21 protein-coding genes are annotated in these 23,683 nt (G+C 62.9%); 11 read left to right on the forward strand and 10 right to left on the reverse strand.

The genetic code is table 11. The features are described from left to right. Positions 1–12 precede the first annotated feature (12 nt). A complete protein-coding gene (locus AC1D05_RS28745; RefSeq protein WP_477445269.1) occupies positions 13–2,712 on the reverse strand; it encodes a DUF2235 domain-containing protein in 2,700 nt (899 codons plus the stop codon). 504 nt (positions 2,713–3,216) lie between these two features. Then, complete coding sequence (locus tag AC1D05_RS28750) at positions 3,217–3,402, reverse strand: hypothetical protein (RefSeq protein WP_477445271.1); 186 nt, start codon at positions 3,400–3,402, stop codon at positions 3,217–3,219. Positions 3,403–3,551: 149 nt separating this feature from the next. Between AC1D05_RS28750 and AC1D05_RS28755 the strand changes: the two genes are divergently transcribed. Beyond that, positions 3,552–4,244 carry a DUF2270 domain-containing protein gene (locus AC1D05_RS28755; protein ID WP_477445273.1) on the forward strand — a complete coding sequence of 231 codons (693 nt, stop codon included), beginning with the start codon at positions 3,552–3,554 and terminating at the stop codon, positions 4,242–4,244. Between the two features lie 173 nt (positions 4,245–4,417). Here the strand turns inward: AC1D05_RS28755 and AC1D05_RS28760 are convergent, their stop codons facing one another. Beyond that, positions 4,418–4,561: a hypothetical protein gene (locus AC1D05_RS28760; RefSeq protein WP_477445275.1), complete on the reverse strand. Its 144-nt coding sequence runs from the start codon at positions 4,559–4,561 to the stop codon at positions 4,418–4,420. Between the two features lie 414 nt (positions 4,562–4,975). Here AC1D05_RS28760 and AC1D05_RS28765 point away from each other — a divergent pair, with 414 nt between their 5' ends. Together AC1D05_RS28765 and AC1D05_RS28770 are read left to right on the forward strand one after the other, a co-directional pair. Further along, positions 4,976–7,240 (forward strand): PAS domain S-box protein, encoded by a 2,265-nt coding sequence (locus tag AC1D05_RS28765; RefSeq protein WP_477445276.1) that lies wholly within the window; start codon positions 4,976–4,978, stop codon positions 7,238–7,240. A gap of 16 nt (positions 7,241–7,256) precedes the next feature. Then, positions 7,257–7,625: a response regulator gene (locus tag AC1D05_RS28770; protein WP_477445278.1), complete on the forward strand. Its 369-nt coding sequence runs from the start codon at positions 7,257–7,259 to the stop codon at positions 7,623–7,625. A 106-nt stretch (positions 7,626–7,731) separates the two neighbouring features. Here the strand turns inward: AC1D05_RS28770 and AC1D05_RS28775 are convergent, their stop codons facing one another. The 5 genes from AC1D05_RS28775 to AC1D05_RS28795 are packed head-to-tail and all read right to left on the reverse strand — an operon-like array spanning position 7,732 to position 13,396. After that, the gene (locus AC1D05_RS28775) at positions 7,732–8,613 is read right to left on the reverse strand and encodes an ABC transporter permease (protein ID WP_477445280.1); all 882 of its coding nucleotides are present in this window, start codon (positions 8,611–8,613) and stop codon (positions 7,732–7,734) included. Then, a complete protein-coding gene (locus tag AC1D05_RS28780; RefSeq protein WP_477445346.1) occupies positions 8,610–9,563 on the reverse strand; it encodes an ABC transporter permease in 954 nt (317 codons plus the stop codon). Before AC1D05_RS28780 ends, AC1D05_RS28775 begins: the two co-directional genes overlap by 4 nt. 14 nt (positions 9,564–9,577) lie before the next feature. After that, positions 9,578–11,212 (reverse strand): ABC transporter substrate-binding protein, encoded by a 1,635-nt coding sequence (locus tag AC1D05_RS28785; RefSeq protein WP_477445282.1) that lies wholly within the window; start codon positions 11,210–11,212, stop codon positions 9,578–9,580. Positions 11,213–11,259: 47 nt separating this feature from the next. Beyond that, positions 11,260–12,033 carry a DUF427 domain-containing protein gene (locus AC1D05_RS28790; protein WP_477445284.1) on the reverse strand — a complete coding sequence of 258 codons (774 nt, stop codon included), beginning with the start codon at positions 12,031–12,033 and terminating at the stop codon, positions 11,260–11,262. A gap of 10 nt (positions 12,034–12,043) precedes the next feature. Then, positions 12,044–13,396 (reverse strand): LLM class flavin-dependent oxidoreductase, encoded by a 1,353-nt coding sequence (locus tag AC1D05_RS28795; RefSeq protein WP_477445286.1) that lies wholly within the window; start codon positions 13,394–13,396, stop codon positions 12,044–12,046. A 196-nt stretch (positions 13,397–13,592) separates the two neighbouring features. Between AC1D05_RS28795 and AC1D05_RS28800 the strand changes: the two genes are divergently transcribed. Together AC1D05_RS28800 and AC1D05_RS28805 are read left to right on the forward strand one after the other, a co-directional pair. Then, on the forward strand, positions 13,593–15,404 hold the full coding sequence (locus AC1D05_RS28800) for a dipeptide ABC transporter ATP-binding protein (RefSeq protein ID WP_477445288.1): 1,812 nt from the start codon (positions 13,593–13,595) through the stop codon (positions 15,402–15,404). Between the two features lie 171 nt (positions 15,405–15,575). Continuing rightward, positions 15,576–16,523: a helix-turn-helix domain-containing protein gene (locus AC1D05_RS28805; RefSeq protein WP_477445290.1), complete on the forward strand. Its 948-nt coding sequence runs from the start codon at positions 15,576–15,578 to the stop codon at positions 16,521–16,523. A 5-nt stretch (positions 16,524–16,528) separates the two neighbouring features. Here AC1D05_RS28805 and AC1D05_RS28810 read toward each other — a convergent pair whose 3' ends face one another. Then, on the reverse strand, positions 16,529–16,942 hold the full coding sequence (locus AC1D05_RS28810) for a DOPA 4,5-dioxygenase family protein (RefSeq protein WP_477445292.1): 414 nt from the start codon (positions 16,940–16,942) through the stop codon (positions 16,529–16,531). A gap of 398 nt (positions 16,943–17,340) precedes the next feature. Here AC1D05_RS28810 and AC1D05_RS28815 point away from each other — a divergent pair, with 398 nt between their 5' ends. The 6 genes from AC1D05_RS28815 (at position 17,341) to AC1D05_RS28840 (ending at position 22,707) form a co-directional block, all read left to right on the forward strand. Further along, the gene (locus AC1D05_RS28815; protein ID WP_477445294.1) at positions 17,341–17,820 is read left to right on the forward strand and encodes a hypothetical protein; all 480 of its coding nucleotides are present in this window, start codon (positions 17,341–17,343) and stop codon (positions 17,818–17,820) included. Positions 17,821–17,908: 88 nt separating this feature from the next. Beyond that, positions 17,909–18,742 (forward strand): SPFH domain-containing protein, encoded by an 834-nt coding sequence (locus AC1D05_RS28820; protein ID WP_477445296.1) that lies wholly within the window; start codon positions 17,909–17,911, stop codon positions 18,740–18,742. Further along, entirely contained in the window at positions 18,739–19,275 is a 537-nt protein-coding gene (locus AC1D05_RS28825) for a hypothetical protein (RefSeq protein ID WP_477445298.1), read from the forward strand. Before AC1D05_RS28820 ends, AC1D05_RS28825 begins: the two co-directional genes overlap by 4 nt. Positions 19,276–19,469: 194 nt before the next feature. Then, a complete protein-coding gene (locus AC1D05_RS28830; protein ID WP_477445300.1) occupies positions 19,470–21,260 on the forward strand; it encodes an adenylate/guanylate cyclase domain-containing protein in 1,791 nt (596 codons plus the stop codon). A 225-nt stretch (positions 21,261–21,485) separates the two neighbouring features. Next, positions 21,486–22,451, forward strand: coding sequence for an ornithine cyclodeaminase family protein (locus tag AC1D05_RS28835; protein WP_477445302.1), 966 nt, complete (start codon positions 21,486–21,488; stop codon positions 22,449–22,451). A gap of 52 nt (positions 22,452–22,503) precedes the next feature. Beyond that, a complete protein-coding gene (locus AC1D05_RS28840; protein ID WP_477445304.1) occupies positions 22,504–22,707 on the forward strand; it encodes a hypothetical protein in 204 nt (67 codons plus the stop codon). Between the two features lie 405 nt (positions 22,708–23,112). On the opposite strand, the gene AC1D05_RS28845 is transcribed toward AC1D05_RS28840, so the two are convergent. Then, the gene (locus AC1D05_RS28845) at positions 23,113–23,547 is read right to left on the reverse strand and encodes a hypothetical protein (protein WP_477445306.1); all 435 of its coding nucleotides are present in this window, start codon (positions 23,545–23,547) and stop codon (positions 23,113–23,115) included. Positions 23,548–23,683 lie beyond the last annotated feature (136 nt).

Raw genomic sequence — 23,683 nt, forward strand, 5'->3', positions numbered from 1 at the left:
CGGCGAGCCGGCTCAGGGGAACACGTTCACCCTGCTCACTGTTATCTTTGCGGATCCTCTATTATTGATTTCAATCCCGTGTTCGTCCGTTTTCTGATAGTAGATGTTAGTCAAGCTCGGCAGAGCAAGAACGGCATCGTTGACATAGATGTAAAGTTCACCAGACGTCTTGGGCTTAATTTCTGCCCTCAGTTTATCATTCATACAGGTGCTGGTGGCTGCAGGGTCGACTGAGTTGAGAACATACTCATCATTGCCGTATCTGCCGATTCGCGCGATGGGCTTGAAATACGGCTCGGCCCACCAGCGCTTTTGCAGGGTGGCAAAATAGTGAGCTACACTGCCATCCCTCACACCGAGCGTGTCCGCGCATAACGTTCTGTCAAACCATTTGTCGTCTTTGTTGATTGAAATCTCGACTTCATAGCGGACCCCTTCCTGAAGCCAGTTTCCAGTGTCGCTGCACATCTCGTTCGTCTTGAAATCGGAGGCTGCTCCCGTCACCCGTTCAGCGCCAGTCCGGTTGGCCAAGGCGGGATCCTTACAGAAGGTGCCCATGGAATCGGCCACTTCGAACACAGCCTTGTCGGCTACATTCCAGACAAGATAGGCCGACAGAGCCAGAAAGGCCGCCGGAAGCCATTTCTCCCTGAGCACGGTGTAAAGCTGCTGGGCGCCGTGGTTGGTGCGAATGGTGCGGGCGAAAACCAGGGAAACAGGTGTCGACGCCGCACGTGGCCCCCGCGCGCTCAAGAAGAGGTATGCGGCCAGGCAGCCAAGCGATGCAACGCCAAGAAACAAGCCTACCCAGGCTATCCAGTCTGTGCCCGCAATGCTCTTCCAACCAAATTGGAAGATGTGCTCCCAAGGTCGTCCTGTTGCCAGCGCACAGAAGCCAAGGAAGACCGCCCCGATCAACGCACTGCGCCTGTGCGCATCGTTTCTGTCCGACAGCGGCACCCCTGCACTTTGCCCCCTGTCAACATTCCAGGCCGATCGCGCCCGGTCGTTGATACATATGCGCAGAACACCATTGATCCAAAGCAGAACTGCAAGCAGTACGGCAAGAATAGTCGCTGTAATATATTCTTTTTCCACAGCATCTACCCACGGAGAAGCTATACCTGGCAGGAAACCGCGAGCAACCCCAATAATAGAATTAATAATGAGTTGGATGAGCGATCCAGATGGATAGTTTATGTCGTAAGTATCTGCGTATCCATCAAACAATTGAGAAATATGTCCAGCAAATAATGGAAAAGACAGAAATATAACTGCTATTGACAACAGAGCGTAGTAAATAACACGACGCCACCAAACCGTATCCAGCATCAGCTGCATGCGCTGTGCGCGGCTGCCAATATGCAGCACGCTGGCGGCAATATTGTTCTTCTGAAGCAGGCCGAGCGCATTGTGGAATTTTTGGTCCATCGCCACCAGATCGCGCTTGCGGTCATCGGGCAGCGGCAATTTGTCGACGATATTGGGGCCAATCGGCACTGCTGCGCTCGCAGGTTCGCCGCTGAAGGCAATGCGAGCGCCAAGCGGTGTCAACACGTCGATATGCTCTAGCAGCGAAACCGGCGCATAGTCATCTGCGCCCTTGGCCATGCGGGTGATGACGCTGGCATCGACCAGCGGCTTCACATTGTCTCCCATAAGTAGGTTAACTGGACGAGGATGATAGCGGTAGAGAACGTTGAAGCCGGAACGGGAGTCATAGATGCGTCCGGCTTCCGAGGCATAATCCCAGTAGTCGGCGACAACCTCTTTCTTGAAATTCAGGCCCTGTTCGGCTGCCTCGCCGATCATCCAGCACAGCGGAACGTGAGCAAGCCTGTCATCGGCATAGCCGCCGCCGACATTGGAATGGGTGCCGGCGAACCAGACCTGCTTCACACGGGGATCGCGGACTTTTTTATCTCCAGCGGTCGATGCCTCGTCACCGGCTTCAGCATCAGCTTTCTTTGCCGGGATCATCTCTTCCCAAGGGATCGGGAAAAACGTGCGCCGTTCGTCGTCGATGCTGAAGGCCTGCCTTGCGCATTGAACGGGTTCAAGCAGGATCGGCCTCTCGAAGGTGATCGGCCAGACCCATTTGTCGACCGCTCTCGTCAATTCATCGACCGGCAAACCGTAGGCGGCGACGGTATCCCAGACGCCGACAAACGCTATCTGGATGTGCCTGGGTGCGCGCGGGTCGTCGCCTTTCGGTTTCACCTGATCGTAGGTGATCTGGTTCCAAAAGTCGAACCATTGCGCGGCGATGTAGCGGGCGAACACCACCCAGGGCTGCCGATGCGCTGGAAAGGCCTTCGGCCTGTAGGCCCGATAGGCAGCGCGAGCATTGCGGTCGAGTTCCTCCTCTGAATTCGACAGGACCAGCCCTTCCCTGGCGATCATGCCGACCAGCACGCGGATGGTGAAGGCGCCGCGGCTGAAGCCGAAGGCAAAGATCCTGTCGCCATCCTGATGGTTGAGGCAAAGGAACTTGTAGAGCGCCAGCACGCGGCGCTTGACGCCGAAGCCGAGCGCCAGGCCGATGATCTCGAAAGGCTTGAACTGCGAGGTGCCGACACCGTCGCTGAACACCGCGAGCTGGTCGCCGCCGGTCAGGTCCAGTGCCTGGTAGAGGCGCCAGACATTGGTCTTGAACGCCTTGGCCGCGCTGTTGCCGGTGCCGTCCGCAAAGACAACGATGTTCCTGCCCATGTCCCCCTCCTCTCAACAGCCTTTTCGCCGTGTACCACTCCTGCCTTTTTCACCACGGCGCGCTGCCCAGCGCCGCTTCTGCTTACCGCATCATTGAATACCCAGCCGGCGCAGCGCCGGCTGGCACAATTCATCCTTGATACCGTCCTGCGAAGGGCAATAGACATCCTGCGCGCGCGTGCTGCCCGGCCATTGAATGCGCATGGACAGTGAAATTCAGCGCCGCCGTTGCGAGGCAAGCGACAATGGTTCCAGCAGTCAGGGCCAGCAGGCTCCTGACAATCCGCCTGATTTTCACTCGAACCCCCCAGTTCGTTGGTGTCACTATCCAACAACCAGAGGCAGCGCGCAAGTTGATATAGTAAAATCGCCGCTTTGACTTGCACGGCGGAAAATTCCACTGGAATAGAACCCGACGGGAATCTTGCTGAATTGCCTTGCGGCCCGTATTGCCAGTTTCCCGCCAAGCAAACGACGCCTTCAGAGGTGATGCCCCGGCGCCGTTCAGAATCGCGTCGAGAAACTCGCCTTGAAGGCGTTTTCCATGGCGCCCGAAGCGAACTGGCCGTCATAGGTGAAGCCGAGCCGGCTTGCCTGGCCGATGGCCAGATCGACGCCGGCCTGCAGCGCCAGCGCATCCCTTGCGATCGGCACGCCGGTCACCGTGAAGGCGAGGACAAATCTGGACATCGAGACATCCACTGGCCCGCAATCGCGACCGTGGTGCTGGCGCCGGGACAGGATTGCTCCCCCGGAGCGCACCATCCATCTGTTCGCGCCAACTGCCGCAAGGGAACGATTTTGCCGGCAAACCGTTATAATCCTTGCCGGAGGACGTCATGAACGATGCGTCGGCAAAACCCGTAGGTCCCGCTCTTTCATCGACTGAGCGCGTGAACACGCTGTCGCATTTCCACCGCGCCGAGATCGCGCGTATGGCCGGATGGCGCGATCGGCTCGACCGGACGACCAACTGGGCGATCACAGTGGTCGCGGCGCTGCTTTCGGTATCGCTGTCGACGGCAAGTGCCCATCACGGTGTGCTGCTGTTCGCCATGCTCTTGATCCTGCTGCTTCTGTGGATCGAGGCGCGCCGCTATCGGTTCTTCGATTTCTACCGGGCCCGCGTGCGCCAGTTTGAGCGCCACTATTTCGCACAGATCTTCTCCCCGCAGCCCGACTTCGCCTCGGATTGGCTGCTCATCGTCGGCGAAGGCCTGCGTGCGCCAAAGTTCCTGCTGTCGCAACGGGCCGCATTGGCGCGCCGCCTGCGGCGGAATTACATCTATCTGTTCATGATCCTGCTGCTGGCCTGGGTGGTCAAAATATCGACCCCCAGCCTTCAGGCCGGGGAGGTCAGGACAGGCTTCGCCGGCTCGCTTCGCGATGCCGTCGACAGCGCCGCGCTTGGCCCCATTCCCGGTTTGGCGATCGTGGTCGTTGTGGCGGTATTCTATGCCGGCCTGCTCGCCATTGTCCTTTTCGCATCCGGCGGCGATGGCGAGCTGTCCTTCGGCGACGTTCACGTCTGACGACAGGATGACTGCGCAAACGGCAACCCTCGCGTTGTGATGGTTAGTCAGTCCGCTGCGGCGGTTGAGGTCACGTGCTGCTGGCCAGGAACGCGTCAAGCGGGCCGAAGCCAGCGCCGAGGAGGCGGCAGCCGAAATCACTGCGTGATATATGCGGCCAGGGTATCGGAACCCTATATGCCGAAGAACTGCCTGCCGATCATGTAGCCCAGCGCCGCCACGACGAGTGGAAACAGCGCCGGCGCGGCCTTGCTGATCAAGGAAGCCTTTGTGTCCTTGGGCGGCATATAGCGTGCATTGCCGAGATTCTTGGTCATTGCGTACCCCGCGCCAAACCAGTCAGTTTTGCGCATGCCGTTATTCCAAAACCGCTGCGCAGTTTCGGTCGACATGCATTAGAAACCACTTATTAACAGCATGGCCGAATTAACGGCTTGCAAAGAAATTCGATCGAATAGCCGGCTTTCCCTCCTCAATCCGACAACCCTGCCGCAGGAAAACCGGCAGGCATCGGGAACCGAATGGCTTGTCCCGGGTTGAAGCGTTCAGGGGAGCAATGCCTATTCACCGTCTCGTCAAAAGCGTTCAACACGGCGAACTGACATGGCGCACAGCCATGGCCGCGCCGCGACGTCCGGCGGTCCGCACAATCGCGCACGATCCACAGAATCCGACATGTTAGCCCGCACCAATCGACTCTCGACCAAACGCCGACCGATTCACGAGACGTCATGCCGCAAACCAGCACAACGACCATAGGCACTCGTCACCTTGCTTTCCTGTCGGGCGGCGGAGAGCTCGGCTGCCTGATCGCGACGTTCGACTGGGCATCAACCTCGATCGGACCGATCGAGATCTGGCCGCAGAGCCTGAAGACGGCGGTGTCGCTGATCCTGCGCTCGAATGTGCCGATCGTCATGCTGTGGGGTGAGGACGGCGTCATGATCTACAATGACGGCTATTCAGAATTTGCCGGCGGCCGCCATCCGCAATTGCTCGGCTCGAAAGTGCGTGAAGGCTGGCCCGAGGTGGCCGACTTCAACGACAACATCATGAAGGTCTGCCTGGGCGGCGGCACGCTTGCCTATCGCGAGCAGGTGCTGACACTGAACCGCACCGGCAAGCCCGAACAGGTCTGGCTCGATCTCGACTATTCACCGGTGCTCGACGAAAGCGGCGAACCGGCCGGCGTCATCGCCATCGTCATCGAGACCACCGCCAAGGTTGCCGCCGAGCGATGGCGCGCCAGCGAACGCGACCGCCAGCGCCAGATGTTCGAACAGGCGCCGGGCTTCATGGCCATGATGTCTGGCCCGCAGCATGTGTTCGAGCTGACCAATGCCGCCTACATGCAGCTGGTCGGCCACCGCGATGTGATCGGATTGCCCGTCCGCCAGGCCTTGCCCGAGGTCGAAGGCCAGGGCTTCTTCGAACTGCTCGACCAGGTGTTCACCTCCGGTGAGGCGTTCATCGGCTACGCGCTGAAGGCGGAGTTGCAGCGAACGCCCGGCGCACCGACGGAAGAGCGTTTCATCGACCTCGTCTATCAGCCGGTGCGCAATCCTGCGGGCGACGTATTCGGCATCTTCGTCCAGGGTGTCGATGTCACCGACCGCCTGCTGGCCGAACAGGCGCTGCGCCAGAGCGAGATGCAGTTCCGCACCTTCGCCGAGGCGATGCCCAACCACGTCTGGACGGCGGCGCCGGACGGGCTGCTCGACTGGTTCAACCCGCGCGTCTACGATTATTCCGGCGCCAAGCCGGGCACGCTTGACGGTCAAGGCTGGGCCGACATCGTGCATCCCGACGACATCGTCGCGGCCGCGGAAAAGTGGCAACAGACAGCGGTCGCCGGCACATTCTACGAGACCGAGTTCCGGCTGCGCCGGCATGACGGCATCTACCGCTGGTTCATCGCGCGCGCCGTGCCGATCCGCGATGCCGACGGCGTGATCCTGCGCTGGATCGGCACCAACACCGATATCGACGACCAGAAGCAGGCGGCGCAGGCCCTGCTACAGAGCGAGCGGCGTTTGCAGCTGTCGCAGAATGCAGCCGGCATCGCGGCCCTCGAACTCGACATCGCCAGCGGAACCGTGGTCGGCTCCGAGGGTTTTTGGGGTCTCTGGGGACTGTCGCCGCGCGACAGCGTGCACATCAGTGTGCTGGAAAACATCGTCATTCCCAACGACAAGGACATCCGCTCCAACCCGCAGACGCGTGAAAATGGCACCGCCGTGCCTGCCGTGGAATACCGCATCCGGCGGCCCGACACCGGCGAATTGCGCTGGCTGTCGCGCCACATCGATTTCGTCCACGACGAGACCGGCAAGCCGGTCAAGATGTTCGGCGTCATGCAGGATGTCACCGACCGCCGCGAGGCGCAGGCGCGACAGGAACTGCTCACCCACGAGCTCGAGCACCGCATCAAGAACATCCTGGCGATGGTCGCGGCCATCGCTTCGCAAACGCTGCGCAACACCGACATCGCCACCGCGAGCGCCACCTTCAACGAGCGTCTGCGGGCGCTCGCCAACGCGCATGACATCCTGAACAAGACCCGCTGGACCAGCGCCTCGATCCGCGAGGTGGTCGACAACACCATCGCCACCTTCCCGCTCGAACAGATTTCGATTTCCGGCCCGGCGCTGCCGATCAACCCGAAGATGGCGCTGACGCTGGCGCTTGCCGTCAACGAACTGGCCACCAACGCGCTGAAATATGGCGCCCTGTCGACACCGGAAGGCAAGGTGTCGATCGAATGGTCGCTGCAGCCATCCGCCGAGGCATCAGGCGAAAAGCGGCTGCTCTGGCGCTGGCGCGAAAGCGACGGCCCGCCGGTGACGCCGCCCAGCCAGCGCGGCTTCGGCCGCTTCCTGATCGAGCGCGTGCTGGGCACTGACTTTGGCGGCTCGGTGCGGATCGACTACCACCCCGACGGCGTCGAATGCGTGTTGAACGCACCGGCACCGCAGTTGCCGACAGCACCTTACTGACACCATAGGGCGTGCCATGACCACTCCGAGCCTCGCCACCGTCCTTGTCGTCGAAGACGAAGCCTTTCTGCTGTTCGCCATCGCCGACGAGCTGCGCGAGGCGGGATACCACGTGCTGGAGGCCAGCAATGCCGACCAGGCGATCCGTATACTGGAGAGCCGGCAGGACATCAGCATCCTGTTCACCGACATCGACATGCCGGGTTCGATGGATGGCCTGCGCCTGTCGGCCGCCGTGCGCGACCGCTGGCCGCCGATCAAGATCATCATCACCTCGGGCAAGCGCCAGCCGGCGGCGGACGCAATGCCGAGCGGCGGCGTCTTCCTGCCCAAGCCCTATGCCCCGGCGGCCGTGGCGGCGACCATCGAGGGTCTGCTCGGCTAGAGCATTTCCAGGAAAAGTGTGAAACGGTTTTCCGTCCGGAATTGCGTCAAAACAAAGAGTTAGAGCGGTTCGCCGTTTCCGTGAAACGGTGAACTGCTCTAAGTTCTCACTTGTCGCCGTTCTCAAACGCCCCGATGCCTTGCGCAATGAGATTGGTGGCCATCACCAGCGAGATGATCGCGGCCGAATTGAACACCACCACCCACCATTTACCGCCGGTCAGGAAGCCATAGCCGTCGGCGATCGCCAGTCCCCAATCGGCCGATGGCGGCTGGATGCCGAGGCCGAGGAAGCTCAGCGTCGCGATCGAGAAGAAGGCATAGCCGAGCCGGGTGATGAGCTCGATCAGGATGGTTTCCCGGACATTGGGCAGGATTTCGAGGAACATGATCGCCAGCCGTCCTTCACCGGCAAGCCGGGCGGCGCTGACATAGTCGCGCTCGCGCTGTTCGCGCGTGGCGGTGCGCACGGTGCGCGCCACCAGCGGCGCATAGGCAAGGCCGATCACCAGGATGACGGTGAGGTTGGACGGCCCGATCGCCACCAGCGCCATCGTCACCAGAACGATGAAGGGCAGCGACATGACGGCATCGAGCAGCCGTGCGCCGACGGCATCGACCAGGCCGCCAAAGGTGCCGAGCACCAGGCCGATGACGCTGCCGGCTGTGACGCCGGCCAGTGTCGCCAGCGGCGCCACCAAAAGGATGTCGCGCGAGCCGACGACGATGCGCGAAAGCACGTCACGCCCTAGCTGATCTGTGCCGAACCAGTGCACCGCGTCGGGCGGCGTCATCATCGACAGGAAATCCTCGGCGTAGGGATCGAACGGCACGAATTGCGAACCGAACACCGCACAGGCGACCCAGAACAGCAGCACCGCCGAGCCGATCACGGTCGACGGCGCCACATCAGGCAGAAGACCACGCAGCCGGCCGATCCAGGAGAGCCTGATGTCGCTGCGCATCGGAGACTGGGCGAGATCGGTCATGGCGTGTTCCGGCGACGCTGGCGCGGATCGAGCAGTGCCTGCAGGAGATCGCCGATTGCCGCCGTCGAGACGAAGATCGCCGCCATCACCAGCACGCCGGCCTCGAGCATCGGGAAGTCGCGTGCCTTGGCGGCACTCAGCACCAGATTGCCGAGACCCTGAATGCCGAACAGCGCCTCGATCACCACCAGACCGCCGAGCAGGAAGCCGCTCTGGGTGGCGATGACCGCCACCGTCGGCACCAGCGCGTTGCGCAGGACATGCTTGAACAGCACTTGCGAGGGGCTGAGGCCCTTGAGGATGGCGGTGCGCGTATAGTCCGCGCCGCGCGCCTCGATCACCCCTGCCCTTGTCATGCGCGCGACATAGCCGATCAGGTTCAGCACCAGCGGCAGCGCCGGCAGGATGAGGTAGTAACTGCTCGTCCAGACGCCGGCCCCATCCGACGCTGCGCCGGTGATCGGAAACCAGGCCAGCCACAGGCCGAAGACCATCAGCAGCAGCAGGCCGGAGACGAAGTCCGGCACGATCGAGAGCGAGACGCCGGTCAGCACGATCAGCCTGTCGGCGAGGCTCCCCGAGCGCAGACCCGCGACGACGCCGGCGCCGATGCCGATCGGCACCAGGAACAGCAGCACGACGCCGGCCAATGCGGCGGAATTCTTGATGCTCGACAGGACGAACGGCGCCACCGGCGCCCGCATCGACAGCGAGTCGCCGAAGTCGCCCGTGACCGCCCGGCTGAACCAGTGCCAATACTGGGCGAGGATCGGCTGGTCGGTGCCGAGCTTGCGGTTGAGTTCGGCGACCGCCTGCGCATCGGCGAACGGGCCGAGCATGACGCGGCCGACATCGCCGGGCAGCACCTGCCCGGCGAGGAAGACCAGCGCACTGACCAGCCACAGCGTCAAGAGCAGCGAGCCTGCGCGTGTCGCCAGCGGCCGGACGATCGCCCTCGAGGCGATCACACGAACGACACCTTGTCGAGCAGCAGGTGCGAGATGGCGGTGAAGCGCACGCCTTCGACCTTCGAGGAGACGATGCGGCTGTATTGCGAGAAATAGCTGATGATCAGCGGCGTCTCGTCGAGCAGCAGCGTCTGGATCTTGCCGGCGGCAAGCCGTTGCGCCTGCAGGTCGCGCGCCTTGCCGTAGTCGAGCAGCAGCGCGTCATAGTCCGGGTTGTTGAAATGCGCCGCGTTCCAGGCGCCCGAACTCTTCAGCGTCGCGTTGAGGAAGATGTCGGGCGTGCCGCGATGGCCGAAATCGGTGATGCCGAGATTGGAGTCCAGCCATGGCGAGCTGCCAAACGTCGCCGAGCCGTAATAGGCATCCTGCGGCAGCACGTTGAGCTTGATGTCGATGCCGGCCTTCTTGGCGAAGTTCTGGATGATCACGGCATAGTCGGGAATGTCATAGGCGCGTTCGGTGGTCAGCGTCACCTCGAAGCCGTTGGGCACGCCGGCCTCGCCGAGCAGGCGCTTGGCCTCAGTGATGTCCTGCTTGCGCTGCGGTACCGCCGGATCGGCCGAGGGGAAGATCGGCGCGAACGGCGTGTCGTTGCCGACAACGGCGCGGCCCTTCAGCAGACCCTTGACCACGGCCTCGCGGTCGATGGTGAGCGCCAAAGCGCGGCGAACGCGCTTGTCGGTGAACGGCGCCTGGTCGGTCCTGAGATGCGCCGGATCATGCGAGCTGGCCTGCACGCTGAGCAGCTTGAAGTTCGGATTGCCTTCGATCGCCAGTTCCAGCCGCGTGGTGCTGGGGATGACGTCGAGCTGGCCGGCCTGCAGCGCCAGCACCTGCGCCTGCTCGTCGTCGAAGAACTTGATCTCGACGCGGTCGGGCAGCGCCTTGTCGCCCCAATAGTCCGGGTTGCGCACGAAGCTGGCGCCTTGCTTGGGGCGGAAGGATTCCAGCTTGAATGGCCCGGTGCCGTTGAAAGTCTTCTCGAAATCGCCGGCATAGTCAGCCGGCACGATGACGGCATTGTAGACGTCGGAGGAAACGTAGAACGGGAAATTGCTGTTCGACTGGTCGAGATCGAAGGCGACCGTCTCGTCATCGACGACCTTGGCGCCGCCCTTGGAGAGAATACCCTTGTAGGCCGACAGCGCCGACGAGCCGCTGGCCGGATCGACCAGCCGTTCGAAGCTCGCCACCACATCCTTGGCCGTGACGGTGCGGCCATCGTGGAACTTCACGCCCGGCCGCAGTTTGAAGGTCCAGCGCTTGGCCGTCTCGTCGGCCTCCCAGGACACGGCAAGCTTCGGCTGCAACCCGTCCTTCGGATCGTCGAGGATCAGATATTCACCGACCTGGCTGATCACGCCGATACTGGCCGGATCGGTGATGGTGACGGGATCGATCGCCTTGGTCGGCTGGCCAAGACCGACACGGACCGTGCCGCCGGTGGTCGCCGCGCGTGCGCCTGATGTGAACAGACCCTGCGAGGCGGCAAAGCCGGTGAGGCCGAGAAGTGCGGCGTATTTCAAGAGGTCGCGGCGCTTGAGGAAGCCCTGCGCATATTCATCTACGGCGACATTCCAGACGTCGCCGGATTGGTTGCGCAGCAAATCTATGTCGAAACGTTTGGTCATTGTTTTTCTCTCGTAAGATGCGTGAATGGGAAACTGGAAGAAAGCCGTCAGGCCGGCTGGCCGTCGAGATGGATGCGGTCGACCGCTTGCGGATAGAAGGCGATCAGCCCTTTGATCCTAGGCATTTCATCGATCGGGTCGCGATAGCTCCAGGCAATGTCGGGGCGAACCGAACCGTCCTTCAGCAGGCCCGACCAGTAGGAGGCGATGCCCTTGTAGGGACATCGTGTCGTCGAATTGGACGCCGTCAGCCGCTCCAGCCGGACATCTTCCGGAGGCAGATAGAAACGCGTCGGCAGATGGGTCTCGAACAACAGCACCGGGCGCTTGCTGTCGGCGATGATCTCGCCATCGAACCAGACCTGCACATGGCTGGAACTGTGCAGCACATCGATGCGCGCATAGGGATCGCGGGCATGGACGAAGACTTCCTCTTCCTCCTCGAACCATTGGTCGACCGCCTTCCAGGTGAAGGCGATGCGGCCGGCGAGCGGCGCCAGATTCTCATCCGGGGGTGCTGTGAACGACCAAGCCGCGTTGGCGGCGCGCTTGTCGCCGCTGTCGATGTCCCAATAGGCGGTCTCGCCGCCGACCGCGTGCGGCTCGCGGTGCAGGGAGGGTTTCAGCACCGAGGGATCGACCGCGGACGGCGGGAAGAAATAGATCGGCAGGAAATGGTTGGAGCGCAGCACCAGCACATTGCGGCTGTCGGCGATGGTGCGGCCGCCGAATTTGACGCGCACACGCTTGGGGCTGTGAAGCACATTGACGAGACGCGGAGCGGTGGCTTCGCGGGGCTGAAGGTTTGGCGCGGCGGTCATGATTACCTCCTCAGGACACGGCGCGCGCATTGGCGCGTTGCTCGGCGAAGCGGTTGGCCGGGCGGGCAAGGCCAAAACGGTCGCGCAACGTGCCCGGCGCATATTCGGTCGGGACCAGGCCGCGGCGCTGCAGTTCCGGCACCACCTGCTCGGCGAAATTCACCCAATCCTCGGGCAGCAGCGGGAACATCAGGTTGAAGCCGTCGGCGGCGCCCGCGACGAACCAGTCTTCGAGCTGATCGGCGATCTGCTTCGGCGTGCCGGCGACCGTCGGCACCGAGCCGCTGTTGGCGAGCTTGCGGGCGATATCGCGCAGGCTGAGGTTCTGCTTCGACCATTGCTTGACGCGGTTGAGCGAGGTGCGCCCGCCATTGAAGGTGCTCTCGTCCGGCAACGGCGGCAGCGGCCCGTCGGGCGGATAGGCGGAAAGATCGATGCCGCTCCAGCTCGACAGAAGGTCGATGCCGACCTGGTCGGGAAGCAGGCTCTGCAGATACTCCTGCTTGTCGCGCCCTTCGGCTTCGGAGGCGGCGACGATCGGCAGGATGCCGGGCAGGATCTTGAAGCTTTCCGGCCGCCGGCCGTGACGGGCCAGTCGCTCATTGATGTCCTGGCGGTATTTGATGCCGTCTTCCCTGGTGCTGTAGATGGCGAAATGCGCATCGGCCTGGGCGGTGGCGAAATTCTTGCCATCCTCCGACGAGCCGGCCTGGACGATCAGCGGATGGCCCTGCGGCGGCCGCGACACGTTGAGCGGCCCGCGCACCTTGAAGTGCTTGCCCTTGTGGTCGATCGGATGGACCTTGTCGGGGTCGGCGAAGTAGCCCGTCTCCTTGTTGATGAGCAGCGACTCGTCTTCCCAGCTGTCCCACAGCGCCTTGACGATATCGAGGAATTCGCCGGCCCGCTCATAGCGGAAGGCGTGTTCGATGTTGCCGTCGCGGCCGAAATTGCGCGCCTCCTCGTCCATCGCCGAGGTGACGACGTTCCATGACGCCCTGCCCTTGCTGATATGGTCGAGCGAAGCAAACATGCGCGCGACATTGTAGGGCTCGCTGTAGGAGCTCGATGCCGTGGTGATCAGGCCGATATGCTTGGTCACACCGGCCAGCGCCGACAGCAGCGTCAGCGGCTCCAGGCGGGCATTGGCATAATGCGCGACGCCGCTCTTGACCGAATCCCAGATCGACACGTGGTCGGCGACGAAGATGGTGTCGATCCTGGCCCGTTCGGCGGCCTGAACCAGCTCGCGATAATAGTCGAAATCGAGCACCTCACGGCCCGGAGCGCGGGGATGGCGCCATGACATGCGATGGTCGCCCTGCGGGTTGAAGAAGAACGCGCTGAGGATCATGTGCGACATGCCGGTATCCTTCCCTTCGGATGCGGAAAATCGGCGGCGCAGCAGCCTGTTGCCGTGCCCCCGAAAATCTTCCAGTCAGCGAAAGTTAGATTGCGCTGAAACTTAATTCGAGTAATTTTATAGAGATTGTTCCCTACCAAAGCGGAAGCGATTGCCCCTGATCGCCGCGCGCGCAGAAAGTGGTTTCCGGTACTCCATGTCTTCGGTTCTAAACGTCGAGCACCTCTCCGTTTCCTATCGCGGAGCCAGGCACATCCACCGCGCGGTCGATGACATATCGCTTCGCATCGGCCAGGGCGAAGCGCTCGGACTGGTGGGCGAATCCGGCTCGGGAAAGAGCTCGGTGGCACTGGCGGTGCTGCGCTATCTGCCCAAGCACGCCCGCGTCGAAGCCGCGCAACTCGCCTTCGAAAATCGCGAGATCCGCGACCTCTCGACCAACGAACTGCGACGGCTGCGCGGCGACCGCATCGCCGCCGTCTACCAGCATCCGGGTTCGGCACTGAACCCGAGTATGACCATTGGCGGCCAGATCACCGAGACGATCCTGCGCCATCGCCCGATGCACCACGACGAAGCATTCGGGCGCGCGGCCCAGTTGCTCGGACGCGTCCGCGTCGCCAACCCCGAACGGGTGTTACAGCTTTATCCGCATGAACTGTCAGGCGGCATGCAGCAGCGCGCCAACATCGCCATTGCCATCGCGCTCGACCCGTCGCTGCTGGTGATGGACGAGCCGACGACGGCGCTCGACGCCAGCGTCCAGTCCGAGATCATCGCCATCCTCGACGATCTGCGCCGCGAGCACCGCACCTCGATCCTGCTGATCAGCCACGACATCAATCTGATCCGGCGCTCCTGCGACCGGGTCTCGGTGATGCAGTCCGGCTCGATTGTCGAGACCGGTGCCGCAGCGGAAGTGTTCGACAACCCGCGCCATGCCTACACAAAGGCGCTGGTTGCGGCCATTCCGACACTCAACCGCACCAAGCGCGACGGCAGGCTGGCGGAGGATGCGAGCCCCGTCGACCTCGCTTCGGACGTGCCCGCCGGAGAAAGCGAGGACAATGCCCTGCCCGCATCGCAGCGCGAAATCGCCGTCTCTTGCCGGGGCATCAAACAATCCTTCGGCGGCCAGCCGGTGCTGCATGGCATCGACCTCGACATCGCCAGCGGCGAGACCTTTGGGCTGATCGGCGAGTCCGGTTCCGGCAAGTCGACTTTGGCCCGCATCGTCACCGGCCTGCAGCCGCCGACGGCTGGCTCTGTCGAACTGTTCGGCAAGACCGTGGCGCCGCTGGTCGAGCGGCGCCAACCAAGCGAGCGGCGTGACGTACAGATGGTGTTCCAGTCACCCGACCGCACGCTCAACCCGCGCCAGCGCATCAGCCGCATCCTTGGCCGGCCGCTGCGCCGGCTGGCTGGCCTGCCGCGCCGCGCGGTGCCGCAGCGCGTCGGCGATCTGCTGGCCTCGGTCCGCCTCGCCCGCTCGACGGCCGAGCAGAAGCCCGGCACGCTGTCCGGCGGCCAGCGCCAGCGCACGGCCATTGCCCGCGCCTTCGCCGGCCTGCCGCGGCTGGTCGTGCTCGACGAGCCGACCTCGGCGCTGGATGTCTCGGTGCAGGCGACCGTGCTCAACCTGCTCAACGATTTGCAGAAGAGAAAGGACACCGCCTACCTCTTCATCAGCCATGATCTGCGGGTCGTGCGCTATATGGCTGACCGCATCGGCGTGCTCTATCGCGGCCGCCTGGTCGAGACCGGTTCCTCCGACCAGATCTTCGCCGGCCCCAACCATCCCTATACGCAGATGCTGCTGGCGGCCTCTTCGAACGATGGGCAGGCGACGACCATGGCCGAAGCCCAAGCCGCCGTCGAAGCTACTCCTGGCGGCTGCGCCTTCGCCGGCCGCTGCCCCTTGGCTGACGCCGGCTGCCTCAAGGCCGAACCTGTGGCCACGGAGGTTGAAGCTGGCCATTTCATCGCCTGCTGGAAACGCGCCGGCTGAGCAAGCCGTCCCGCCGGCACGACATTCCAGCCTATCCGCACTGCCCTGTCCGGTCGGGTGCTTCTCTGCCGTTGCGGCAGAGATAATTATCATGTTAAGTTGTTGATCGTTGCATCGGCCCGCGCCACAATCCTGCAAAAGACGGGAAGGCTGTTTCAGGAGGAAACTAGAATGCACGCCCATCACGTCAGCATCGCCGATGGCGAGGCTTTCCTGTCGACATCACGCCTTCTGTTCGGCCCGATCACGCAGCGCTTCCCGCGCGGCACGGTGCCGTCGATCCCGCAGCTCGTGTCGGTCAATCTCGGCGCCTGCCGGCTGTCCGAGATCAAGGCCAATTCGCATCTGGTGCTCAACGACCGGCTGTTCTGGCGCAGCTTCGACCCCGACGCGATCAAAATCCTGATGCAGCTTTCGGGCCGCAGCCGCTTCGAGCAGCAGCAGGTCGCCGTCGACCTCGGCCCGCAATCGGCGATCATTTATGACCCGGTGCGCAGCTACTCCTTGCAGAACCTCAGTGATGTCGACCAGTTGATCCTGCAGGTGCCGCGCTCGACCTTCGGCGACGACACGCTCGCCCGCCTCTCGGCACCCCTGCCGCTGCCCGGCAACGGTGACAGCCTGACCCACATCGTCTCCGGCCTGATGCAGATGGCGATCGGCGAGGCGCACAAGCTCGACGAGGCCGGCAGCCGGCGCGTCGGCGACAGCCTGGTCCAGTTGGTCAACGGCCTGATCCAGGCCAAGCCGATGGCGCCCGAATTCCGCCGCTCGCCGCTGGAGGCGCTGCGCGAGCGCATCGTCGCCTATATCGACGCCAATCTGGCGCGCAGCAGCCTGTCGGCGGAAGACATTGCCCGCCACATGGGCTGCTCGCGCCGCTATCTGCACCGCGCCTTCGAGGGCGAAGGCGCCACGCTGGAACGCTTCGTCTGGGACCGCCGCCTGGAGCGCAGCAAGGAAGAATTGCTGTCGCCCGCCCGCGCCTCGGCCTCGATCTCCGAAATCGCCTTCGCCTGCGGCTTCAATTCCAGCGCGCATTTCTCCCGCGCCTTCAAGAGCCGGTATGATGTCGCGCCGCGGGAACTGCGCGAGCGGCTGCGGGCGGTGGTGCATTAGGGCAGTTACGCCGGCAGCGACGGTTCGGTGTTGACCTCCAGCGCCTCTTCCGCCTCGTGATCGTCCGGAAGCGTGTCGCCATGCACCCCCAGCGGCCGGCCGATCCAGACCGGGTCGACCAGATGGTCGCGCTTGGGGTTGGTGGTGTTCGGGTGGATGAGGATGCTCAAGCCGCCATGGTTCAGCATCAGCCACGGAACGAGCGTGCCGAAAAGCTCGTTGGCGAAGGAGACCTGGTACATGGGCTGGTCATGCGGGCCAACTTGCCGGTCGTGCCAATTGCCCAGGCGCACGCGGAAACGCTCGCCGATGCGAAGCCGCAGCCATTCGGCATGCTGCCGCTCGGTTTGCCCGTCGAAGTAGATATGGGCGTGATAGCTGGCGATCTCCGCCAGCGGCCGTGGTCTGTCTTCGCTCATCTCGATGCCCTCCCTCGCAGCGTGGCGAATGGCTGCGTCCCGCCATTCAGCCCAAGAACGCGGTTTTAGGCAAGGTCACCCGGCCGTGCGGAGGTCGCGCAGCGGCCGGGAGGACCCGCAACGGCCGGCACCACCATAGCTCGCGATAATGTGTATGGCTGGCATTTGAGACTTCCCTTATTAACGACAGAGCTTTTGCATGGCTCCCGGACAGCCCCGTCCGAGAAGAAATATTTGACGCGTCAACTGGGAGGGAAGTCGACAGGCACCGCCATTGATCCGCCGGGAAGCGGGCCATTCGTGCCTGAGGACGAGAGCGTGCGGCGCCAAAGGCGTGCTGAACGGGCGGCGTCCGTCATCTCTGCAATCAACGCGGACCACTGAACGGGGCTGGTCGAATGTCGTTTGTTGTCTTTGCACTGATCTTCGCATTCATTCTCTGGAAGCAGCTGGGCAAGAGCCGGCGCCCGGAAAAAGCCGTTCCATCCGAAGCCGGCGCTTCGCCGCTGGCCGCCTTCGCCGACGACGACAAAGTCGAAGACATCGCTGTCGATGTCGCCGGGCTGGTCTCGAGCTTCCTCGGCCAGAACGGCAAGGACCTGATCGAGCAGGCCGTGGGCCGGGCGCTCCAGGACACCAAGATCGGGACCGCGGCCGGCCGCAGGCTCGCCGTGGCGATAGAGCCGATCGAGAAGGCAATCCAGGCAAAGCGTTCGCAGCCGCGCGAAAAGCAGCGGGCAAAATACCTGCTCGACGGCGATGGCGGCTACCGCCAGCGCACCGACCGCACCGCCCGGCTGCAGCAACAATTCACGGGCAAGGGCCTCTGTTCGCCAAGGCATTCAGAGCCGGCAAAGACGCGACAGACAAATCGCTGAGCCGGAGCCAGCCAGCTCCGCCCGGCCGCAAGTCGACAGGCATCAGGCACGCGCTGGGCGTGCCGGTACATCAGGAGGGGAATTCAAAATGGCAATCACCAGACAGGTCATCACCTCGCTGCAGCGCGACGGCACGGACGCGCTCGGCACCAGGACCGTGGCGATGAAGATCGTCGACGAGAGCATCGTCTCGGGCTCGCTGCTGACGGTGGAGAGCAACCATTTCTGCATCCTGAAGTCGCGCGGCGCGGTGCTCAACGTCTACGAGACCGGCCAATATGCGCTGCAGACGCCGGACAAGCCGCTGGTCGGCTCGATCGTGCAAGGCTTCTTCGGCGGCTCCTCGCCCTGGGTCTACGAGGTCATCTACATCAACCGTTCCAAGCTTCTGGTGCGCAACGAGGGCATTGCCACCTCAGCCGAGATGGCGGAGATGTCCTATGTCGTCGACTACTACATCCACATCGACAGCAAGGAAGAGGCGCTCGATCTCATCACCCACATGCCGTTCGCGGGTGCCGTGATCGACACCAAGGAAATCGCCGACTATGCCGGACCGGCCATCGAGCAGGCGATCAACCAGATCATCCAGGTCACCAAGATGGAGAACATCAACGAGCGCATCAGCGATGTGCGTGAGGCGGTGAAGCTGCATCTCACCGATTTCCTCAAGGTCTACGGCATCATGCTGAACGACCTCAAGGTGCTGATCACGCCGCGCGACGAGCGCATGCGCGAACTGATCTCGCTGCAGGCGATTGGCCTGAGCCCGATCGAGGCGGTGCGCTATTACCTGGCGCTGCGCATGGCCGACAAGGGCCTGGTTTCGGCCCCCAACGCAGCCGCCGGCCTGCCCTTCAACATCGGCGGCCAGCCGACGGGCTTCTATCCGCTGGGCGATGAGGTGGGCGTGACAAGATGAGCCGCTTCTACGAGGCCGGGCCGCTCGCCAGGGTCGGGATCAACCTGTTCTACGGCTACGGCTACAACTTCTACCGCCAGGAAAATCAGCTGCGCGCCGACGACCAGCGCGTGCGCGAGATGGCCTGCTCGCTGCTCGGCCGCGCCCGGGCCGCCGTCGACGAGGCCGAGACCCGCTACCGCCGCGACAACATCCAGCCGCCGACGCGGGCCAACCCGTTCCCCGACGCGACGATCGTCGCCAACGCCCAGGCGCTCGAGCGCCTGGGCCGCGAGGTCGGCGCCCTGGAAGGCCTGATCCGCCACCAGCCGGTGCCCGAAAACGACCGCATGGCCCAGCGCTACCGTCAGGAAGCGGGCACGCTGGCCGCCCTGGCGGAGAAGGACGCGGTGCTGGTCGGCCAGGCGGAGCTGCTGCGGTCGATGCTGGAAGGTGTTGCGGGGGATGCGATGCTGGCCGGCAGACGCGAGATCGAGGTGGGGATTGGCGCGATCACGGCGACGTTAAGGGAGAGGCAGACGTTTTTGCTGTGAGGTTGGGGGGCGGCGACCTTCGCCTATCCTGAATGGCTGCTTAGCGCCTGATCTCGGCTCTCGAACGACTCGGGTCGATCCTATGCGGACCATCCGACCAATGGCTCGGGGCTATCTTCCCTGTGCTTAACGGCTGTATGTTGAGAAGGACGGCACTGATCTGGCTGCAGTAGGCTGGATAGAGGGGGCACGACTTGAGTGAGACCCGGAAAATAGCAGCGATCCTGGTCTCGGATGTGGTCGGCTACAGTCGGCTCGCCGGCGCGGACGAGGATCGCATCCTGGCGCGGCTGCGGGCGCTGCGCAGCGATCTGATCGATCCAACGATCGCCGTGCATCATGGTCGCGTGGTCAAGCGCACCGGGGATGGAGCCCTCGTCGAGTTCCGCAGCGTCGTGGACGCCGTGCGTTGCGCGATCGAGGTACAGAATGGCATGGTCGAGCGCAATGCCGGGCTCCCGCCCGACCGCCGCATCGACTTTCGCATCGGCATCCATCTGGGCGATGTCGTGGAGGAGCGCGACGGCGATCTGATGGGCGACGGCGTCAATATCGCGGCGCGGCTCGAAGGCATTTGCGAGCCCGGCAGCATCTGTCTCTCCGAGCAAGCGTACTGGCAGGTTAAGGCAAGGCTCGATCTCGCAATCAACGATCGCGGCGCGGTGCAACTCAAGAACATCGCCGATCCGGTCCGAGTTTATTCGCTGCAAGTCGGAGTCCCCGCTCAGGCAAAGCCCGCGGCACCCGCGGAGCCCGCTGTGTCGGAGAAGCCTTCGCCACAGCTCGCGCTGTCCGACAAGCCTTCGATCGCCGTGTTGGCGTTCCAGAACATGAGCGGCGATCCTGAGCAGGAATATTTCGCCGACGGGATAACCGAGGATGTGATCACCGACCTCTCTAAGGTCAGCGGCCTGCTGGTGATCGCGCGCAATTCGAGCTTCACCTATAAGGGCAAGGCTGTCGACGTGCGGCAGGTGGCCCGTGAACTCGGTGTCCGCTCGGTGCTCGAAGGGAGCATCCGCCGCGCCGGCAACCGTGTAAGAATTACCGCTCAGCTGATCGATGCCGAGACCGGCGGACACCTTTGGGCCGACCGTTTCGATCGCGAACTGAGCGACGTCTTCGCGGTCCAGGATGAGGTCACCCGGCGGATCGTTGACGCGCTGATGATCAAACTGAGCCCGAGCGAAGCCGCGATGCTTGGTGCTGTCAAAACGACCAGCAGCAGGGCACACGACTTTTTCCTGCTCGGGCGCGAGGCGCTGTGGGGGACCATCAGGAACCGTGACGTGTTCGAGCGCTCGACCGACCTGTTCGCGCAAGCGATCGCCCAGGATTCAAGCTATGGCGAACCCTATGCCGGCCTCGCAATGGCCGAGGTGCTCAACTGGCAATTCCATTGGACGGACGGCTGGAGTGAGTCACTTGAAAAGGCCGAGCGCCATGTCGGCTTGGCGTTGCAGAAGAGTCCGCAGGTTGCCTTCGTTCACTACGTCGCCTCGGTCTTCTACTTGTGGAAAAAGGATCTCGCCAGATCCGCGGCTGAAGCGGACGCGGCGCTGAATCTCAATCCGAACTACGCTCAGGCGCACAACTCGCGCGGCATCGTCAACATCTATGGCGGCCAGCCCCTCGCGGCTATTCCCCATATCGAACAAGCCATCCGGCTCGATCCCGCGTTGAAGCAGCTATACATCCACTTTCTCGGCTCTGCCTATCTTGTGGCCGGCAAATTCGAAGCTGCCTCGGCGCTGTTCAGGGAGCGTATACAGCTCGCCCCGAAGACCGACCTCTCCCGCGCCTTTCTTGCTATCGCGCTCGGCCATTTGGGCGAGGTCGACGAAGCCGGCCGGGTCTGGCGCGAACTGATGGAGATCAATCCGAAATACTCCTTTGCCGAGCATGTTGGACGGCTCCCCTTCCGCGATCAGGCCGACATAGACCATCTGTTCGAGGGCCTCAGCAAGGTTGGCCTCCCGGCTTAAATGCAAATGAGCATCGAGCTGTCTGTCTTGCCAGCGCGGGGTTGCCCTCGGCCGCTTTCCATTCGAAGCCCGGATTACGGCAAACGTGATCGGCTAGATGTTGGGTTCCTTGGTTTTATGGGGTGGGCCGAGCTTGAATCGTTCGAGGCTCGTTTCTCGCCGGCATCGCCAAGGCTTCGGCCCGCACATCGTGTAGTCTGACGGTCTCCTAGGGAACATGACAAGATGAACACCCAGTCCCCGGCCGCCGAGACCTTGCCCTATCTGTCGTCGGCGGTTCTCGATCGCCTGGCGATCTCCACGCCCGACATAGTCGACGAGATCGAACGCCAGATCGTCGGCCAGCGGCGGGGCGAAGTCTGGTGCGCGCCGAAGGCCGCCGTGTGGCCGGGCGACGACCGCTACCTCATGGCCACGCTCGGCGTCGCCTCAGTGCCATCCGTGCTGGCCACCAAGTCGCTGGTGGTGAACCCCCGCAACGCCCAGCGCGGACTGGCCACGATCAATTCGCTGATCACGCTGCTCGACGCCGAGACGGGCCTGCCGCTGGCCCTGGTCGACGGCAACTGGGTGACGGCCAAGCGCACGGCGGGCCTCAGCGCCGTCGCCGCCTGGCGCATGGCGCGCGACGATGCGTCCTCCGTCGCCTTCATCGGCTGCGGGGTGCAAGCGCGTGGCCATTTAGAGGCATTCGCCGACCTCTTTCCCCTGCGCGAAATCCGCGCCTTCGGGCGCGGCAAGAGCAATCGCGACGCGCTCTGCGAGATGGCACGGTCGCGGGGCCTCGAAGCAATCCCCAGCGACACGGCAAGGGCCGCCGTGGAAGGCGCCGACATCGTGGTGACGACCGTGACCCTGGTGCCCGAACCCGAACCGTTCCTCGACGCCAACTGGCTGAAACCGGGAAGCTTCACCGCCATCACCGACCTCGCACTGCCCTGGCTGCCCGCAACCATGCGCCGCTTCGACCGCATCGTCGTCGACGATCTGGCGCAGGAGAAGCAGATGCCCAAACCCATGGTCGACCCCGCGCTGGTCGCCGGCGACCTGACGGGCCTTGTCTGCGGTGACTTTGCCGGGCGGCAGAGCCCAAGCGAGGCCACGGCATTCGTGTTCCGGGGCATGGCCGTGGGGGATCTGGCGGTGGCGGCGCTGGCGTATGTGCGGGCGCAGGCGGCGGGTGTGGTGTAGGGATAGGTCGGCGCTGGAAGGCCTGATCCGCCACCGGCCGGAAAACGACCGCATGGCCCAGCGCCAAGAAGCGGGCACGCTCGCCGCCCTGGCGGAGAAGGACGCGGTACTGGTCGGCCAGGCGGAGCTGCTGCGGTCGATGCTGGAAAGTGTGGCGGGGGGATGCGATGTTGACGGGCAGGCGCGAGATCGAGGTGGGGATTGCAGCGATCACGGCGACGTTGCGGGAGAGGCAGACGTTTTTGCTGTGAGGTGATCAGGACCGGCGGGCGCCCCCCCGGCACTGGGGCCGCCTGATGATGGCAGGCAGGCGCTCCATCGCGGCGCTCAGCAGCCGGCCTAGAGCACGGCAAAGAACAATTGCGATCCCCTGCCGGTCGCGATCGAAATCAGCTTCGCTTTCGCCTCCAACTTAAGTGCCCGTTTTTGTCGCGGCTTCAAGGGTATAACGTCGCACCGCGTGAGTTGCCGGAGAGGCTGAGGATGCTGCATTTGGGAAAACCGGTTCTGAATGACGGAGCTTGAACCTGAAGTCGAACTTCCCAGACTCAGCGAGTGGACGTTTGGTCTCAAAAAATCGGGCGACCGCCGGTTGGCTCTTTCACGGCAGTCGTTAGAGGCCAAGGCCCCGCTATCACAATCGGACCGAGCCTAGAACGCGTTAGCCTACTCGACGAACTTGGACATGATCACTCATGCCATCTACATGCAAAACGGTGCCCTCGATCCCGTCGACCACCAAAGCGTGGGGATTGTAGGCATAATGATAAATGTATTTGTATTCGGCCTGCTCCCAGACGTGCCCATTGTCAAAATGGAATCGCGACTGGCCGTCAAAACCGTTGAAATCGGACATAATCGTACCGTCCTCCACAATCGACGCTCGCACTACTTCGATTGGTTCGCTCATGCAATCGAACTCAGCGTAGTACTTGTTGCCATCACGGACTATTCGCACACTTGGCCTGTATTTATATTTGTATTTATATTTGTATTTTTTCTGCTGCCATAATTGTCCATTTGATAAATGAAAAATAGCTCCCGAGTGATACCCGTTGAACTCGCCATATAGCTTTCCGGAATAAATTTCTTGCATTTCGTTCCCCGCGTGATTCTAACAATCGATCTGCCTGTCCTGATCACAATTCCTCGCTCCACAACTTTCAGTAGATTTCCTCCACAATGTGGCCTGTCAAGACCCACTCCGCATCAAAACCGGAAAACATATACAT

It is taken from the genome of Mesorhizobium sp. P2_E9 (genome assembly GCF_056403815.1).